Source organism: Nannocystis sp. RBIL2, from assembly GCF_026626745.1.
Taxonomy (GTDB): domain Bacteria; phylum Myxococcota_A; class Polyangia; order Nannocystales; family Nannocystaceae; genus Nannocystis.
Genome location: NZ_JAPNJW010000002.1, coordinates 3,549,255 through 3,567,713, shown reverse-complemented (window position 1 = coordinate 3,567,713; position 18,459 = coordinate 3,549,255). Strand labels below are relative to the sequence as shown.

General features: G+C 71.6%; 11 protein-coding genes. 6 read left to right on the top strand and 5 right to left on the bottom strand.

Annotated features, from left to right (window positions below; all coding sequences use genetic code 11):
* The first annotated feature begins 122 nt into the window (after positions 1-122).
* The 3 genes from leuS (at position 123) to OV090_RS39250 (ending at position 6,122) form a co-directional block, all read left to right on the top strand.
* Positions 123-2,771 carry a leucine--tRNA ligase gene (gene leuS / locus OV090_RS39260; protein ID WP_267709967.1) on the top strand — a complete coding sequence of 883 codons (2,649 nt, stop codon included), beginning with the start codon at positions 123-125 and terminating at the stop codon, positions 2,769-2,771.
* Between the two features lie 117 nt (positions 2,772-2,888).
* Positions 2,889-4,388 (top strand): porin, encoded by a 1,500-nt coding sequence (locus OV090_RS39255; RefSeq protein ID WP_267709966.1) that lies wholly within the window; start codon positions 2,889-2,891, stop codon positions 4,386-4,388.
* A 246-nt stretch (positions 4,389-4,634) separates the two neighbouring features.
* Complete coding sequence (locus tag OV090_RS39250) at positions 4,635-6,122, top strand: hypothetical protein (protein WP_267709965.1); 1,488 nt, start codon at positions 4,635-4,637, stop codon at positions 6,120-6,122.
* 227 nt (positions 6,123-6,349) lie between these two features.
* Here the strand turns inward: OV090_RS39250 and OV090_RS39245 are convergent, their stop codons facing one another.
* On the bottom strand, positions 6,350-6,931 hold the full coding sequence (locus OV090_RS39245; RefSeq protein ID WP_267709964.1) for a hypothetical protein: 582 nt from the start codon (positions 6,929-6,931) through the stop codon (positions 6,350-6,352).
* A gap of 274 nt (positions 6,932-7,205) precedes the next feature.
* On the opposite strand from OV090_RS39245, the gene OV090_RS39240 reads away from it, so the two are divergent.
* Together OV090_RS39240 and OV090_RS39235 are read left to right on the top strand one after the other, a co-directional pair.
* Entirely contained in the window at positions 7,206-10,313 is a 3,108-nt protein-coding gene (locus OV090_RS39240; protein WP_267709963.1) for an AIR synthase-related protein, read from the top strand.
* Positions 10,310-11,134, top strand: coding sequence for a phosphoribosylformylglycinamidine synthase subunit PurQ (locus tag OV090_RS39235; protein ID WP_267709962.1), 825 nt, complete (start codon positions 10,310-10,312; stop codon positions 11,132-11,134). The genes OV090_RS39240 and OV090_RS39235 overlap by 4 nt, the downstream gene beginning before the upstream one ends.
* A gap of 105 nt (positions 11,135-11,239) precedes the next feature.
* Here the strand turns inward: OV090_RS39235 and OV090_RS39230 are convergent, their stop codons facing one another.
* Both OV090_RS39230 and OV090_RS39225 read right to left on the bottom strand, forming a co-directional pair.
* Positions 11,240-13,147 carry a hypothetical protein gene (locus OV090_RS39230; protein ID WP_267709961.1) on the bottom strand — a complete coding sequence of 636 codons (1,908 nt, stop codon included), beginning with the start codon at positions 13,145-13,147 and terminating at the stop codon, positions 11,240-11,242.
* Between the two features lie 1,119 nt (positions 13,148-14,266).
* A complete protein-coding gene (locus OV090_RS39225) occupies positions 14,267-15,451 on the bottom strand; it encodes a VCBS repeat-containing protein (protein ID WP_267709960.1) in 1,185 nt (394 codons plus the stop codon).
* Between the two features lie 454 nt (positions 15,452-15,905).
* Here OV090_RS39225 and OV090_RS39220 point away from each other — a divergent pair, with 454 nt between their 5' ends.
* A complete protein-coding gene (locus OV090_RS39220; protein WP_267709959.1) occupies positions 15,906-17,237 on the top strand; it encodes a D-alanyl-D-alanine carboxypeptidase family protein in 1,332 nt (443 codons plus the stop codon).
* 143 nt (positions 17,238-17,380) lie between these two features.
* Here OV090_RS39220 and OV090_RS39215 read toward each other — a convergent pair whose 3' ends face one another.
* Complete coding sequence (locus OV090_RS39215; RefSeq protein ID WP_267709958.1) at positions 17,381-18,040, bottom strand: hypothetical protein; 660 nt, start codon at positions 18,038-18,040, stop codon at positions 17,381-17,383.
* Positions 18,041-18,122: 82 nt separating this feature from the next.
* Complete coding sequence (locus OV090_RS39210; RefSeq protein WP_267709957.1) at positions 18,123-18,449, bottom strand: hypothetical protein; 327 nt, start codon at positions 18,447-18,449, stop codon at positions 18,123-18,125.
* Between the last annotated feature and the right edge of the window lie 10 nt (positions 18,450-18,459).

Here is an 18,459-nt window from a genome sequence, read left to right as displayed (position 1 = left end):
CGCGGCAGGAGTGGCCGCGGCGCGGGTCGGGGCCGTCGCGGCCGCGGCGAGCGACCTGAGCGACGGGCCCCGCGGGTTTTTCTTGGCAATCGCGCGCGCTCGGCTTAGCGTTGCGGCGCGCCATGACCTACGAATTTCGCGCGATCGAAGCCCGCTGGCAGCGGTACTGGGACGAGCACCGCACCTTCGCCGCGGAGGTCGACCCCGAGCGGCCCAAGTACTACGTCCTCGACATGTTCCCGTACCCCTCGGGCGACGGCCTCCACGTCGGCCACCCCGAGGGCTACACCGCGACCGACATCGTCGCCCGCTACAAGCGGATGCGCGGCTACAACGTGCTCCACCCGATGGGCTGGGACGCGTTCGGGCTGCCGGCCGAGCGCTACGCGATGAAGAAGGGCACCCACCCGGCCAAGCGCACGGCCGAGTGCATCGTCAACTTCAAGCGCCAGCTCAAGACGCTCGGCTTCTCGTACGACTGGGAGCGCGAGATCGACACCACCGATCCGCGCTACTTCAAGTGGACGCAGTGGATCTTCCTGCAGATCTACGACTCGTATTACGACGCCGAGGCGGGCCGGGCCCGCTCGATCGCGGAGCTGCCGATCCCGCCCGAGGTGACCGCGGCCGGTGACGCGGCGGTCCGCGCCTACCGCGACGCGCGCCGCCTGGCCTACCTGCACGACGCGCCGGTCAACTGGTGCCCGGAGCTGCGGATCGTGCTGGCCAACGAGGAGGTCGCCGAGCACGTCGAGCAGGGCTACACGGTGGTCCGTCGGGCGATGCGCCAGTGGATGATGCGCATCACCGCCTACGCCGAGCGCCTCCTGGCCGACCTCGAGGGCCTCGACTGGCCGACCAGCGTGCTCGAGATGCAGCGCAACTGGATCGGCCGCTCCGAGGGCGCCGAGGTCGACTTCCAGCTGGCCGAAGGGGCAGGTTTCGAAGGCAAGCTGACGGTCTTCACCACGCGTCCGGACACCCTGTTCGGCGCGACGTACATGGTGCTGGCGCCCGAGCACCCGCTGGTCGCGGCGATCACCGCGCCCGAGCGGCGCGACGCGGTCGACGCCTACGTCGCCCGCGCGGCCACCCGCAGCGAGCGCGACCGCCAGGCCGAGGCGGCCGAGGGCAACAAGACCGGCGAGTTCACCGGCGCCTTCGCGGTCAACCCGGTCAACAAGCAGCGGATCCCGATCTGGATCAGCGACTACGTGCTGATGGGCTACGGCACCGGCGCGATCATGGCGGTGCCCGGCCACGACGAGCGCGACCACGCGTTCGCCACCGCGTTCGGCCTGCCGATCGTCGAGGTCGTGTCCGGCGGCGACAAGCCGATCGCCGAGGCGCCGCACGTCGGCGACGGCGTGGCGGTGGGCTCCGGGCTGCTCGACGGCCTGGCGACGCCGGAGGCCAAGCGCAAGATGATCGCCTGGCTCGAAGAACATGGCCTCGGGACCAGGCGCGTGACCTACAAGCTGCGCGACTGGCTGTTCTCGCGCCAGCGCTACTGGGGCGAGCCGTTCCCGCTGGTCCACGGCGAGGACGGGGTGGTGTTCCCGGTGCCCGACGCCGAGCTGCCGGTGACGCTGCCGACGATCGACGACTACCAGCCGAGCGAGTCGGGCGAGCCGCCGCTGGCCAAGGCCGAGGCGTGGCGCCGCTACGAGGGCCCGACCGGCCGCGGCCTGCGCGAGGTCAACACCATGCCGCAGTGGGCCGGCAGCTGCTGGTACTACCTGCGCTTCATGGACCCGACGAACGACGCCGCGCCGTTCAGCAAGCGCGCCGCCGACTACTGGCTGCCGGTCGACCTGTACATCGGCGGGGCCGAGCACGCGGTGCTCCACCTGCTGTACTCGCGCTTCTGGCACAAGGTCCTGTTCGACCTCGGCCACGTCGGCACGCGCGAGCCGTTCCAGAAGCTGGTCAACCAGGGCATGGTGCTCGGCGCGACCTACCACCCGCTCGACGCGCGCAAGGACGAGCAGGGCAAGCCGCTGCTGTTCTTGCCCGACCTCGTCGAGCAGGTCGCCGGCGCCGACGGCTGGCGCGTCAAGGGCACCGGCGAGCCGGTCCGCGTGCAGTGGGACAAGATGTCCAAGTCGCGCGGCAACGTCGTCAACCCCGACGACGTGGTCCAGCAGTACGGCGCCGACACCATGCGCCTGTACGAGATGTTCATGGGCCCGCTCGAGCACAGCGCCCCGTGGCAGACCGACGGCGTGGCCGGCTGCTTCCGCTTCCTCCAGCGCGTGCATCGCCTGGCCTTCGAGTCAGGTGAGATGGCGCCGGGCGAGGGCACCGATCGTCAGCGGCGGCTGCTCCACAAGACGATCGCCGCGGTCAGCGAGCGCATCGACCGGCTGGCCTTCAACACCGCGATCTCGGCGATGATGGTCTACGTGCGCGACATCGCCCAGGCCGACGAGCCGCTGCCCCGCGACTCGCTCGAGCAGTTCGTGCTGCTGCTGGCCCCGTTCGCGCCCCACCTGGCCGAGGAGATCTGGCGCTCGCTCGGGCACGTCCGCTCGCTGGCGTACGAGCCGTGGCCGGCCGCCGACGACGCCTGGCTGACCGAGGACACGTTCCCGCTGGTCGTCCAGATCGGTGGCAAGCGGCGGGCGGAGCTGCAGGTGGCCGTCGGGATCAGCGAAGCCGACGTCGTCAAGCTGGTCATGAGCTCGTCCGAGCTGGCCCGCTACCTCGAGGGCAAGACGCCGCGGCGGATCGTCTACGTCCCGGGCAAGCTGGTCAACGTCGTGCTCTGAGCCCTCTGCGAACCCGCGTTCACCGGGCGTGCGGGGCCTGTGCCCGCATCGCCCGGCGTGCTCCGGTGAACCTGACTTCACTGGACATGTCGGGGCCTGTGCCCGCACAAACCCGGCATGCAGGTCACGCTTCTCTGCGGGCTCGTCGCCCTCGCGTCCCCCGGCCCCTGGGAGCCGACGCTGGCGCCGGACGTCCCGCCCCCCGCGAGCGGCTCCGACGTCGAGGCGCCGGCAGCGACGGCGTCTCCGGCTGGAGAGGCGAGCAGCGCCGCGAGCACGCCGGCGCCGGCCGCGAGCACGCCGACTGCGACAGCGCCGGCAGTCGCTCCTGTGACACCGGCCACCCCGGCCCCCGCGGACAAGGCGACCGCGCCTGCGCCTGCCCCTGCAGCGCCCAAGCCGTCGAAGTGGGCGCCGCGGTGGGAGGCCGCGCGGCTGGCCGAGGACCCGATCTCGCAGGACGGCCGCACGAAGTGGCGCCCCGGCGTCGGCGTCGAGGTCGCCAGCGCCAGCGGCCGCTTCTCGCTGGCCTTCAACGCCTTCATGCAGCTGCAAGCGACCGCGCTGCACGTGCCCGGCACGCCCGGCACCGACCAGAGCCCGGGCACCGCCGATCACACCGACTTCACGCTGCAGTTCCGGCGCGCGCGCATGTGGATGAGCGGCAACGTGTTCACCAAGAACATCAAGTACCGCATCACCCTGACGTTCGCCCCGGTCGAGCTCGGGTTCAAGGACGGCGTCCCGCACCGCTCGCCCATTCTCGACTGGTTCTTCACCCTCGACCGCTTCCGCGACTTCACCCTCGTCGTCGGCCAGTACAAGGTCCCCTACAACCACCAGCGCATGAACAAGATCACGAGCCTGCAGTTCGTCGATCGTTCGCTGGCCAACAACGAGTTCACCTTCGATCGCGACATCGGCCTCGACCTGCGCTCGAAGGACATCGCCGGGCTCGGCAAGCTGCGCTACTACCTCGGCGTCTACCTCGGCGACGGCATCGCCAAGTACGGCCCGAGCAACTTCGGCCTGATGTACCTCGGCCGCTTCGAGGTGCTGCCGTTCGGCCAGTACGACGACCTCGAGGAGTCCGACCTCGACCGCAGCATGAAGCCGCGCATGCTGATCGGCGCCGCCTACGGCTTCATCGATCGCGACCCGCACGACACCCACGGCTTCGCCGGCGCCATCCCGGCCGACGGCGGCTTCACCAGCACGCACAACGCGACCGCCGATCTCAGCTTCCGGATCGCCGGCTTCTCGCTCGACAGCGCGTTCTTCTACCGCAATGGTTGGCGGATCCCCGGCAACGCCGTCGATCTCATGGGTCAGCCGATCACGCCGATCGCCGCGCGCAACGGCATCGGCTACTTCGCGCAGGCGGGCTACCTGATCCCGTACACGCCGCTCGAGCTGGGCGTGCGCTACGGCGGCTCGCGCGGGATGGCGGGGCGGTACGGTACGAGCTTGCCCGATCAGACCGAGGTGGGCGGAGTGATGAACGTGTTCTTCGCCCGCCACTTCCTCAAGCTGCAGCTCGACTATCTGCGCCTTTACAGCTCGGCATTCACCGGGCCCATGGACCAGGTGCGCTTGCAGCTGCAGGCGACCTTCTGAGCACGTGCGTACGCGCGGACGAACGCGCGCTCCGATCTGCGTGAAGTGGCCGGCGTCGGCGCCGCCCGTGGCGGTATTGCGATATTGCGTTGCGTAAAGCCGTGAGTTCTCTCGCCCATCTTCGTGGGCGTGGGGACGGAATGCCTCACGCAAAGCCGCCACGAATTTCCGTGGCGCTGTGCTGCGTGCATGTGCGATGGTGGCACGAAGGACTGCTCGCGCGGCACGGCCCGCCAGGGAGCTCACATGACCATTCAGCGTTCACACTTACAGCGCCTCACTGTCCTCTCCGCGCTCGGGCTCGCGCTCTCCGGTTGCGGCGACGACAGCAAGGGTGACACCGACAACGTCACGACGAACCCGACGGGCATCGCCAGCAACATCACGTTGACCGGCGGTGACGAGACCGAGGGGATGACGACGGTGACGCCGCCGACGACGACGGGCATGAAGTTCGACCTGCCGCCGGACGACTCGTCGGCGAGCAGCTGCGGGACCGACCAGGCGTGCAACCTGCTCGACGTGCTGTTCGTGATCGACAACTCGGGGACGATGGGCGAGGAGCAGACCAACCTCGCGGCCAACTTCCCGTACCTGATCGACAAGCTGCGCAATGTCAAAGACGAAAATGACATGCCGGTGAACGCGAACATCAACATCATGGTGACCACGACCGACTTCGGTCACCCGCTGTGTTCGCCGTTCGAGAAGCCCGACTACGACCCGGCCAAGGGCGCGCCGATCAACACCGCGTGCGTCGACCGGCTGCCCCGCTTCACCGGCCTCGGCGCCAACCCGGCCGTGATCGAGCAGGCCTGCACCAACGGCTGCAAGGGTTCAGTGGTCCCGGAGGACCCGTTCATCAACTTCCAGCTCGACCAGAACAACATCCTCAACGCCGACCCGAACGGCGGCGACCCGGTCGCGCAGGCGCTGTCGTGCATCGGCCCGCAGGGCATCGACGGCTGCGGCATGGAGGCGCCGCTCGAGACGATGCTGCAGGCGCTCGACCCGAACAAGCCGTGGAACCAGGGCGCCAAGCCGTTCCTCCGCGACGGCGCGGTGCTGGCGATCATCGTCATGACCGACGAGGCCGAGTGCTCGGTCAAGGACTACAAGTACTTCGACCCGCAGCTCGCCAGCGACCCGATGTTCAACCAGTACTGGGAGGACACGCCGGGCCAGCCGGGCGTCAAGGACGAGCCGACCAGCGCGGTGTGCTTCAACGCCGGCGTGTCGTGCGTCGACGCCAACGCCGACGGCGTCTACGAGAGCTGCATGTCCGAGGACAAGGGCGTGCTGCAGCCGCTGTCGCGCTACATCGGCTACCTCAAGACCAACCTGGTCGAGCAGCAGAAGAAGGACGTCATCATGCTCGGCATCCTCGGCGTGCCGAAGGTGACCGCGCACAACGAGGCGCCGCCATTCCAGCCGACCGCCGGCGGCGTGTTCGACCTCGTCTACCGCGTGTGGAACCAGGGCGACATCCTGATGGGCGACACCGACACCCCGGCGCAGAAGGAGTACGACTTCGGCATCGGGCCCGGCTGCACCGACCAGGCCACCGGCCAGGCGATCCCCAACACCCGCGTCATCGACGTGTGCCAGTCGCTCGACCAGCCCGACGAGAACAAGGTCCGCTGCTGCATCGAGTCGATCTGCGACGACGACTTCTCCGACGCGATCAACTGCCTCGCCGGCATCCTCCGCGAGACCCTCGAGCTGCCGGGCTGAGCCCGCGCCGCCGCCCTGTGGGGGCGTGACAGGAGCCCCGCTCGCGGCGACGCGGCGGGGCTCTCGTCGCGACCGGCGCCGGCCGTACGAGCGAGCGGGTGTCCGATTCGGACCCGCCCCGAAAGCGCCAGTGCTTTTCCGAGCGGTTCGTCCCATAGACACATGGGAGAGACACATTGGGAGCGACACATGGCGCGGAGGACATGCTCCGCGGGCCAGGTGTCGGCTCAGGCGATCACGGCGGTGGGGTCGAGCTTGCGCAGGTAGCCAGCGCCGTGGCGGGTGATCTTGACCCGGCGCTTGACCCCGGTGCCCTCGATGTGGATGTAGCCGCGGGTCCGGAGGTTGCGGAGGATCAGGCGCACCTGGTCGGAGGCGAGGCCGGTGGCCTGCACGAGCTCGGGCTCGCGGCGGCCGGTCTTCTGGCGCACGAGGGCGCGGAGCAGGCGGAGATCGCCGTCGGGCGCGTCGGCGCGGCGGCGGATGACGGCCGTGCCGGCGTCGATGTCGAGCAGCGGGTTGCCGTCCTCGTCGTACTGCGGCTCGCTGGCTGCCTTGGCGGCGGCGGCAGCGGCGGCAGCAGCGGCGGCGCCGAGCGGGTCGGCCGAGCGCGGGCGGTCCTTGATCAGGTCGATGAGCTCCTGGACGGTGAAGTGGTCGAGCACCGGGGCGAGGGCCTGGTTCTGCCGCGTCACCTCGACCAGCTCGCCGAGCGTGACGGTGCTCGGGAGCTGCTTGATGACGTCGACGAACACCTCGCGCAGGGACTCGGCCCACGCGTCACGGAGCGGCTCGTGCCGCTCTTCCACAAGGCCGGAAGGGCCGGGGGGCAGATTGTTCACAGATGAACCTCGGGGCGGTATGCGAAGCCCATACGGGCCATGCCGACGCCACACGATCACAACGAGCGAGCGACTCGTCACGGCGACGAGTGTCGCCAGACCAGACACTCCAAGCGTCAGCCTTCTGACAACTCTTGCATGACGGGATCGCGGTTGTCAAGGCTCGACCTTGCGGAAACTCCGCTCTAGCCAGCCGAACGCGCGATTGACAGCGGAGTGGTCCTGCGCCAAGCAAGGCCCCGTGGCTTTGCGACCTACGGAGCATCCACGCGAGACGGTCCCCGAGCTCTGCACGTACCGGCTCGAGATCGCCGTGCGGCCGGACCTGAGCGACGCCTTGGCGACGGCGACCGGTGCGCAGCTCGCGGGCCTCGGCCCCAGCGGCCTGCGGACGCGCAAGGTCTACGTCCTCGATCTCGACATCGGCCCGGCCGAGGCCGAACGCGTGCTCTTGGCGCTCACCGATCCGGTCGCCGAGGTCGGAGCCGTCGGCGCCTTGCCCGACGACTTCGGCGCGCCCGCGGGCGCCGCCGGCGAGCCGTGGCTGCTCACGATCGGCTTCCGACCCGGCGTCACCGACAGCGTCGGCACCAGCGTCAAGCGAGCCGTCGAGGACTGCCTCGGCCGCCCGCTGCGCGGACAGGTCTACACCGCGACGACGTACGCGATTTGGGGCCTGGAGGCCGCCGAGGCCGAGCGAGCGGCGCGAGAGCTGCACAACCCGCTGATCGAGCGGGCGACGCTCGAGCGCTCGCCGCGGCCGCACGCGTTCACGCTGCCGCGGGTCGGCGGGGCCCACGACGCGGTGGTCGCCACCGTGGCGCTGCGCGCGGCCGACGACCCGACGCTGATGCGGATCAGCACGCAGGGAGTGCTCGCGCTGTCGCTCACGGAGATGCGCGCCATCCAGCGCCACTTCACGGCGATCGGCCGCGATCCCACCGACGCCGAGCTCGAGTGCCTGGCGCAGACGTGGAGCGAGCACTGCAAGCACAAGATCTTCGCCGCGCCGATCGAGTACACCGACCCGGACGGGCGCACGCGGACGATCGATCGCGGCCTGTTCCGCACGTACATCCGCGGCGCCACCGAGGCGGTCGCGGCGGCCCGCGCGGACGCCGACGGCGCCTCGCCGTTCCTCGTCTCGGTGTTCCACGACAACGCCGGCGTGGTCCGCTTCAGCGACGCCGATCACCTGGTCTACAAGGTCGAGACGCACAACTCGCCGTCGGCGCTCGACCCTTACGGGGGGGCGATGACCGGGATCGTCGGCGTCAATCGTGACAGCCTCGGCACCGGCCTCGGCGCCGATCTCCTGACCAACGTGTGGGGCTATTGCTTCGGCGAGCCGGACTTCGCCGGCCAGCTGCCGACTGGCCTCATGCACCCGCGGAAGATCCGCGACGGCGTCCACCGCGGCGTGATCGACGGCGGCAACCAGTCCGGCATCCCCTACAGCCGCGGCTGGGAGCTGTTCGACGCCCGCTACGCCGGCAAGCCGCTGGTCTACTGCGGCACCGTGGCGGTCATGCCGATCACCTCGGCCGGGCGCCCGACGGCCGAGAAGGTCGTGCGCGCCGGCGACGTCGTCGTCATGCTCGGCGGCCGGATCGGCAAGGACGGCATCCACGGCGCCACCTTCTCGAGCGTCGAGCTCGACGAGTCGTCGCCGGTGCAGGCGGTCCAGATCGGCGACCCGATCACGCAGAAGATGGTCGCCGACTTCCTCACCGAGGCGCGCGAGCTCGGGCTCTACAGCGGCCTGACCGACAACGGCGCCGGTGGCCTGTCGTCGTCGATCGGCGAGATGGCCACGTTCACCGGCGGCGCCGACATCGACCTCGCCCTCGCCCCGCTCAAGTACCCGGGCCTGATGCCGTGGGAGGTCCTGATCTCCGAGGCCCAGGAGCGCATGACCCTGGCTGTCCCGAAGGACAGGCTCGAGGCGCTGCTCGAGCTGGCCCGCCGGCGCGAGGTCGAGGCCACCCCGCTGGGCGAGTTCACCAGCAGCGGCCGCCTGCGCGCCACCTGGGTCGGCAAGCCCGTGGTCGACCTCGAGCTCGAGTTCCTCCACGAGGGCACCCCGCGGGTGCCGCTGCGCGCTCGCTGGAGCCCGCCGGTCTGGCCCGCGAGCTCCGCCGAGGCGGTGGCGGCGGCGCTCGGCGAGCAGCGCTTGGCCGATGCGCCAGGAGCGATCGGACAGGACCTCCTGGACATGCTGGCGCGGCCGAACATGGCCTCGAACGAGCACCTGGCGCGCCGCTACGACCACGAGGTCAAGGGCCTGTCGGTGGTCAAGCCGTGGGTCGGGGCCCGCCAGGACGTGCCGTCGACGGCGACCGTGATGCGCGCGCGTCACCTGCGGCCCGAGGGCGTGGTCCTGGCCGAGGGCGTGCACCCGCACTACGGCGACCTCGACACCGACGCGATGGCGCGCGCGTGCGTCGACGAGGCGGTGCGGCGGGCGCTGTGCGCGGGGGCGCGGCTCGATCGGCTCGCGGCGCTCGACAACTTCTGCTGGCCCGACCCGGTGCAGAGCGAGAAGACGCCCGACGGCGAGCACAAGCTGGCCCAGCTGGTGCGCTGCTGCGAGGGCCTGCGGGCCGCCTGCGAGGCGTTCGGCGTGCCGCTCATCAGCGGCAAGGACTCGATGAAGAACGACGCCCACCTCGGCGGCGTGAAGATCTCGATCCCGCCGACCCTGCTGGTCTCGGTGATCGGCCAGATGCCCGACGTCCGCCGCGCCCTCGACCTCGCGCCGATCGCCGCCGGCGACCTCGTGTTCGTGCTCGGCCCGACCGGCCGCCACCTCGGCGGCAGCGAGCTGGCGCGCCAGCGCGGGCTCACCTTGCCGGGCGTGCCGACCACCGACCTCGCGGTCGCGGCCGCCCGCTACGCCGCCTTCGCGTCCGCGCGCGACGCAGGCCTGGTGCGCTCGGCCCACGTCGCCGGCCGCGGCGGCCTGGCGGTGGCGCTGGCCCACATGGCGATGGCCGGCGAGCTCGGCCTCGAGGTCGCGCTCACCGACGGTCTCTTGCGACCTGTCCCGGAGGACATGCCCTTGACGCCAGCCGAGTTCCTGTTCAGCGAGAGCACCGGGCGCGTCGTGTTCACCTGCAAGCCGGCGGCCGCGGCCGAGCTGACGGCCCGCCTCGGCGCGCACGGGCTGCAGGCGCTGGGGCAGGTCGCGGCGGGGGGGCCGGACGGCGGCGGCTGGCTCCGCGTGCGCCGCGGCGAGCAGGCGCTGGTCGATCTCGGCGCGGCGGCGCTGCGCGAGCGGTTCCGGCCGGGGGCGCTGCACGGACCGCCGGCGCCGCTGCCGGCGCAGGCGCAGGAGGTGGCACGATGAAGCCGCTGGCGATCGAGGGCGCCGCCGAGGTGCGGGCGCTGGTCCTGACCGGCTACGGCCTCAACTGCGAGGCGGAGACCTGCGCGGCGCTGCAGATGGTCGGCGCCCGCGTGACCGCGCGCCACGTCGCCGACGCGATCGCCGACGCCGACGCGCTGGCCGGCCACCAGCTGGTGGTGTTCATCGGCGGCTTCAGCTTCGGCGACCACATCGCCAGCGGGCGGGTGTTCGCCAACCGCCTGCGCTTCAGCATGGGCGAGCGCTTGCTGCGGCACGTCGACGACGGCGGGCTGGTGCTCGGCATCTGCAACGGCTTCCAGACGATCGTCAAGCTGGGCCTGCTGCCCGGCCTCGAGGCCGGCTTGGCCCAGCGCGTCTCGCTGGTGATGAACGACCGCCTCGGCTACTGGGACGCGTGGGTCCGCCTGGCGGTCGACCGCGACAGCCCGTGCGTGTTCACCCGCGACCTGCCGCCGACCATCGAGCTGCCGAGCCGCCACGGCGAGGGCAAGCTGGTCTTCGAGCAAGGTCCCTTGCGACAGGTCCTCGAGGACAGGCGGTTGATCCCGGTGCGCTACGCCGACGAGACCGGGGCCGCGACCGAGCGCTGGCCCGACAACCCTGACGGCTCGCCGGGCGGGATCGCCGGCCTGTGCGACCCCAGCGGCCGCGTGTTCGGGCTGATGCCGCACCCCGAGGCCTACCTGTACCCCGAGAACCACCCGCGCTGGATCGCTCAGCGCGAGGCCGGCACGCTGCCGGAGCACGGCCTCGGCCTGCACCTGCTGGCCGGCGGCGTGCGGGCGATCGCCTCGCGCTGAGCGGGGCGCCGCAGCGGCATGCCGTTCGGGACATGTCCCGGGCGGCATGTTCTTTTGAACAGGATTCTCGGGGCATGTCCTTTCGGACCGCCCCGCGCCTCGCGCTCACAGCGGCGCGAGGTTGAGGCCGCCGGGGTACCAGTAGCTGGTGTACTGCCCGTAGCCGTAGACCTGCACGCCGAAGGCGTGGCTGCCCGTCAGGCGGTGGTCGCCGTCGCCCGAGTTGTCGAGCGGGAGGCGGGCCACCGACCAGCCGGTCTTGCCGATCGCCGTCCAGCCGGGGACGGGCACCTGCGCGCCGTCGAGGGTCACGGTCGTGCCGGTGGGGGCGATCACGTTGACGTAGTTGCTCTCGTAGTTGGTGGGGGCGTGGACTGCGTAGGCGGTGCGGAACAGCTCGGGGGGCACCGCGATCGTCATCGCCGGGTCGCCGGTGTCACCGCCGGCCTTCTGGCCGAGCATGTACTCGGCGACTGCGATGCGGGCGCTGGCGCCGATCCAGAAGTCCTGCGACGAGGTGAACTCGGCGTAGTCGCCTGGCTGTTCGAGCATGGTCGGAGCGCCAGGTTGCGGCGGGTCGTAGGTGAGGGTGGTGGCGGCGGCGGTGGCGACGATCCGGACGATGCGCGCCTTCTTGGCCGCGGGCATCTTCGGCGGCTTGATCAGCGGCGTGGTCAGGTAGTAGCCGCTGGCGAGGTTCTGCAGCGGCAGGTTGCTCTCCTCGAGGTGGTCGCAGGCTTGCTTGTCGAACGGCACGTTGGTGCAGGCGTGGGCGCCGATCACCTGCACCGGCGCGGAGGCGCTGACGAGCGTGCCGGTCAGGTCGGCCTGGTCCGGGGTGCCGCCGGCCACGCCCGAGATGACCAAAAGGACATCCCCGGCGTTGAGCAGCGCCTTGCCGTGGCCGTCGGCGCCGATGCCTCCGCCGGGCAGCACCGGCGCGCCGGTCTTCGACGGCACGACCTCGACGATAGTGCCGTCGAGGCGGGCGACCACCACGTAAGCGCCGGGCAGCGCGCCGAAGGTGTTGCGGGCGATCACCCGCGTCGTCGCGCCCCACACGTTGGTCGGCAGCAGCAGGCTGGCGTCGTTCGAGTAGGAGAACTGCTCGCGCTTGTCGTACTCGAGCGGGCTGTATTGATAGACCGAGACCGGCCGGTCGGAGCGCAGGCGATAGGCGCCGGCCTGGACGATCGTGCTCGCCTTGGGATCCTTGAGCGCGCCGATCCACGGCAGCGGGGCGACCTCGACCTCGCCGGGTCCGACCTCGAAGCTGTCGACGACCACGTCGTCGCGGGTGATCGTGATCTGGGCCGGCTCGCCGGTGGTGTTGGAGACGGCGACCGCGAAGTCGAAGCTGGCGGCCACGATGTTCGGCGTGACCGTCGGGTAATAGTCGCAGCCGATGTAGCTGGCGTCCAGCGCGTCGCTGGCACAGTCGCCGATGCAGCGGCCGCTCCCGGACTCGCACACCAGGCCCTGCAGCGGATCGCACAGGTTCTCCTCGTAGCCGAGGCCGTCGGCGCGGCAGTGCTTCGACACCGGGCCGTCGCACACGTCGGTGCCGGGCACGCACAGCACGCAACCGAGGGTCGGCACGCACACGTCCGGGCACGGGGTCGTCTCGATGATGTTGCCCTCTTCATCGCAGGTGAGCGCGACGTCGCCGTCGCACGCCAGCTCGCCGGCGGGACATTGCGGCCCCGTGGTGCCGGTGCTGCTCGCGTCCGTCGTGTCGGCGCTGTCCTCGGTGGTGCCGCTGACCTCGCCGGTGGTCATCTGTCCGCTCGTGCTGTCCGTGACAAGCTCGCCGGTGGGCGCGTCCGTGGTGGTCGGTGTTGGATCACCGGACGTCGAGGTGGTCTGCGCGGGCGCCGACGTCGAGCCCATGACCTCGGTCGCGCTCTCGTTCGGCGTCGTGATCGCCGGCGACGAATCGTCGCCGCAAGCGAGCGCTCCGAGGATCGCCACGCCGCCGCCCGCCACGTTCGCCACCAGCCGCCCGAACCGCATCGCAGAAACTGTATCGCCGCGGAGAATCTGGTGGTGATCACGCAACTATGCGCGAAAACCGGTGCTGCAGGCGGTGGCGGCGCGATATGACTCCTTCGCTGCCACACTCGTCGTCCGCGTTGTGGTGCTCTCGATGTTTGTTGTGTTCGCGGGTTCGCCCTCGCGGTCCACGACGTTGGACGCTGCGACAGCGAGCCCGACTGCAGGGCGCGCGGTCGACCGCGAAGGCACGAACACGAGCCTCGGCGACGGCGCGCCCGCGCAGTGCAGCGAATGGATCGATCCCGCGCCGGGCACGTCGCCGATCGGTGGCGACGCGCGAAGCCGACGGTGCGCCGTCGGCGATCTGAGCCACGGTCGAGATCGACCGAAGGACGCCGCGCTCGCGCTGCCTCGCAGTCGCGGGGCCGAGGGCTGCCGATCGATCACCGCGAAGAGGCGCGTGTGCAGCGGATCGACGTCGACACCGGCGTGCGAGTCCCACCTCGTCGCAAAGACTCCGCTGCCGGCCGAGCGGCTGGCTCTCGCGTCGCAGGGGCGCCGCGAGGCTTGTGGACCTCGGCGTGCGGGGCGCTGGACGCAGTGAGCCGCGCTGATCGCCGCGAGGTCGCGCGTCGCACGAGCTCGCCGCGATCGGATTTGCGCCGCGGGATCTACAGGTCGCGCGCGGCTCGTCGGCCGCCTCGCGCGCGAACAGCCGCGACGTCCGCAACCGCCGCGCCTGGAGGCTGCTGCATGAGCGGTCACCGCGAGGTCGACTGTGCGGTCTCCGGTCGCCTGCTCGCGCCTTCCGACCGCTGCAGGCCGTCGAGCGAGCGACGGCGTGGAATGCACCTTTACATGCTCTAAAGAACATGTCTGAAGGAGAATGTTGATTGGGTCAGCTCTGAGAGAGCAGACAGCTCGGCTTCAGCCGCCCGGTGGTGACGGGGAACGCGAAACGTTGCTGCGAGCCGCGGCCCGATACTTCAGAGCATGTCGGTTCGAACATGGCCGAGAGAGCAGGCTGGCCGACCCGGCCCTGCCAGCAGGTGACGGGGGAGCCACGTTGCGAGCGGGGGCCGACATTCCTCGGAGCATGTCGGTTTGGACATGACCGATAGCGCAGGTCGCTCGGCGTCAGCCGCCGCAGCGGGTGACGGGGAACGCGTGCAGCTGCTGTGAGCCAGGGCCGAAGCTGAGGACCGTGGGGCGGGCGGCGTCGAGCACCACGACCGAGGCGCCGAGGCCTGCGGCGCGGCGGGACTGGGCCTGGCCGAAGCCGCCGCGGCCGTCGCCGGGGACGACGTGGACGGCGCTGCCGTCGGCGGCGGTGCCGACGAGGTCGAGGTCCCCGTCGAGGTCGAGGTCGGCGAGGGTGGCGTCGCCGAGCGGGCCGGGGACGAAGTAGCCGACGGCAGAGTAGTCTCGCGGGCCGTTGTTGATGAGCACCGCAGCGACCGGGCTGCCGGCGCCCCCGCCCGCGGAGTCGACCAGGGCGAGCAGGTCGTGGCCGTCGTCGCCGGCCAGCGGCGCGCCGAGCAGCGCTCGCGTCCCGCTGCCGACCACCCGCCGCTGGATCGTCTTTTTGAAATTGCCGTGGCCGTCGCCGCGGACCAGAGTGATCGCGGCCTCGCGTCGGCTGTCCCCGAGGACAGCCAGGTCGAGGATCTGATCGCGGTCGGCGTCGACGAGGGTCAGCGCGGCCGGCTGCGCGGCGGTCGGCAGGCCGTTGCGCTTGCCTTGGAGAAACTCGCCGTGGCCGTCGCCGAGCAGGGCGCGGACCGCCTTGCCGCCCTGATCGAGCGCGAGCAGGTCGATGCTGTCGTTGCCGTCGAGCTTCGCCACCCAAAGGGCCGCCGGGGCGGCGCGCAGCGGCGTCGCGCCGGCGATGAACTCGCCGCGGCCGCGGGCCAGCAGCACGTGCAACGCCGGCGGATCGGCGGCCCCGATCGCCAGGTCGTCGAGGCCGTCATTATTAAAATCGCCGGCCGCGATCGCAGTGGGGGTCTGCGGGATCGGCACGCGCATCGACTGCTTGAGGCCGCCCTGGCCGTCGTGGAGGAGGAACACCGCCGCGCCGCCGCCGGGACCTGCGACCGCGAGCGCGACGTCCTTGACGCCGTTGCCGTCGAGGTCGGCCAGGGCGCCGCCGACGGCCGGGCCGCCGAGATCGACGCGCGCGGGCTCGCCGAGGCACGGGCCGGCGGCGACCGCTTTGTCGCCGGTGACCGAGGGGAGGGCCTGCTTGAGCGGTGTCCGGATCGTCGGAGCGCAGGCGAGGAGGTCGCACAGGAGGAGACTGAAACCGAGGACGCGAGACACCGGGCGAGAGGCGGGCATCGGCCTGCGAAACGCCGGCCCCGCGGGGACGCTTACGCGGCGGTCCGCGAGCGCGGGCGAGGGCGGAGAGGCGAAGGCGACGTCGAGTGTGTCGGTCACAGGCCCCGACGTTACGCCCGCGGTGCGCGAGCGAGAAGGCGGGTGCGCGAGCGAGGAGGTGCGCGAGGAGGAAGCAGGGACGAGCGCGGAGGCATGGTGCGAGGAGGCAGGGCTGACGCGGGCAGGGGGCTAGCGTGAAGCCAGGATGCGCGAGGAGGCAGGGCTTGCGCGGACAGGGGGCGAGCGCGGAGGCAGAAGGCGCGAGGAGGCAGGCTTGCGCGAGCGCGGAGGCAGAGGGCGCGAGCGCGGGCAGGGGCGCGAGCGAGGAGGTGCGCCGCGAGAGGCAGGGCTTGCGCGTCTGCGAGGCCGGGGCTAATAGCGGTATGAGGGGGCGGAAATGCACGAAGCACCACGGATGGTCGGCGTCGCGCTCGGTTCGATCATGTTCGCGACACCGGCGTGGGCCGGCTCGCACGAGGATGCGCCCGTGGATCTGGCCGGCTCCTCGGAGCCGCTGCACGCGGGGCCGCACGAGCCGGAGCCGGACGACGCGGTCTACTTCGACGGCTCATTGATGCCGACGTACGCGATCGACTGCGACGAGCACGAGGACGTCGGCTACGTCCAGGGCAACTCGTTCACGATCACCGTCGTCACCGTCGACGGCAAGCCGGTCGAGGTCGAGACCGCCAACGCCTACTACGCCATGCAGCAGGCCGCGGCCGCCGATGGCGTCGGCATCAAGGTCGTCAGCGGCTTCCGCACGATGGCGGAGCAGCAGTACCTCTACAACTGCTACATCAACTGCAATTGCAACAATTGCAACCTGGCCGCCAAGCCAGGTTACAGCAATCACCAGAGCGGCCACGCCCTCGACCTCAACACCGCGGCGGCTGGCGTGCTCTCGTGGCTCGAGGCGCACGGCGACGAGTTCGGGTTCGAGGCGACGGTGCCGAGCGAGGACTGGCACTGGGAGTGGTGGGGCGGCGGGCCGGCGACGACCGGGCCGTGCGGGACGCCGGACTACCGGGCGGAGTACGCCGGGCAGTCGTTCCCGCTGGCCTCGCAGCCGCCGGTGCTGCTGATCGTCGGCGAGTGCGTCGACGCGTGGATCGATCTGCGCAACACCGGCGACGCGACCTGGAACGGCGACACGCGCCTGGCCCCGACTCCGCGCGACCAGCCGTCGCCGCTGCACGACCCGAACACGTGGCTGTCGCCGACGCGGGTCGCGACCGCCGGCGAGGTCGCGCCCGGGGCGGTCGGCCGGTTCGAGTTCCGCCTGTGCGCGTCCGCCCCGGGCGAGGTGTTCCAGACGTTCTCGCTGGTGCAGGAGGGGACGACGTGGTTCGCCGACAAGCCGCTCGGCGGCGGTCCTTCGGACGACCAGCTCGAGGTCCGCGTGCTGGCGGTCAACCCGGCCCCGCCGCTGCCGCCGCCCGAGCCGCCGCCGCTGCCGCCGCCGCCCGGGCCGAGCACCACCGGGACGTGGACCACCGGCGAGAGCGGCGGCGAGTCGGACAGCGGCGAGTCGAGCTGGAGCTCGTCGTCCGGCGATGATTCGGGCGCGGGCGAGCCGGACGCGAGCGCGGGCGGCAGCGCGAGCGGGACGGCGGGCGTCGCCGCGGACGAGGGCTGCGGCTGCCGCGGCTCGGGGCCGTCGGGGGCGTGGGGGCTGGCCGCGCTCGGCCTGCTCGCGCGCCGGCGCCGACGCACGCGGACTGGCTAGCGCCCGGCCCTGTCCTTGGCACCGTGCTCGCGCGCCCGACCGCGCGCGAGCATCGGCTAGCGTTCGGGACATGTTTTACAGAACATGCTCTTACGCACCTGTCGTGGAGAGCATGTTCTTGAGAGCATGTCCGATCGCGCGGGTCAGCTCGGCATCGGCCTGGGCCGGGGCGCGGCGTCCTGCAGGGCCGCGACGTCGATCGCTAGCTCCATCGGCTGGCCCTTGCGCTCGATGCCCATGCGGATGATCGGATGGTTGCGGTCCTGGATGAGCCGGACCACCGCCTCGGCGATGCTCGGGCCGCCCTCGCCGTCGATCGGGACGCCGTTGAGGCGGGTCAGCAGGTCGCCGTTCTTGAGCCCCAGCAGGCCGGGCAGGCTGCTCGGGCGGATCCCGTAGAACTTGAGGCCGCGCGGCTGGCCGTTCCTCATCGACGGCAGGATGTGGGCCTCGTTCACCAGCAGCGACGGGTTGTCGCGGAGGGTCTGGTAGAAGCCGAGGTCGACGACGCAGCGGCCGGGCTCGGTGCAGCGCACCGCGCCTTCAGGGACCACGAGCCGGGGCTGGTGCGGGCCCGGGACACGGGCGGGCGCGGCGACCGGCGGATGGATGATGGCGATCGGGGCGACGGTCGGCCGGGGCGGCGGGGCCAGCGGGGCCATCTCGTGCTTGATGTGGATCGTCGGCGCTGCTGGGCACGCGGGCGCCGGGGCCTGGTTCAGCGAGACGACGAAGAGGGCCGCGGCGGCGCCGGTGAAGGCGCAGGCGATCGGGAAGGCGAGGGTGCGGAGGAAGCTGCGCATGGGGACATGTCCTTTGGGTCGGGTCAGTTTCGAGGCGCGGGCCGCCGGGGCGGCCGGAGAGGGTGGACGAGCCGGCGGCGGCTCAGGGAGTGCCGGCGACGAGGTCGGCGAGGACGCGGCGGACGTCGGCGTGGCCCGCCGGGGTGGCGAACACGACGAGGGTGGCGTCGCGCGAGTCGTCGAGGATCGCGCGCACCGCACCGCGGTCGGGCTGGACGGCGAAGATGTCCTTCAGGACACGCGCGAGGGCGCGGACGTCGTGGTACTCGACGACGATCCGCGCGGCCACGACGGCGTCGGCGCGCGCGTCCGGGGCGGTCGGGGCCGGCCGCTTGGCCGCGGGGGCGGCCGCGTGGGCGAGCGAGCCGGAGAGCAGAGTGACGGCGAGGGCGGAGCGCGCGAGGACCATGCCGAGCCCT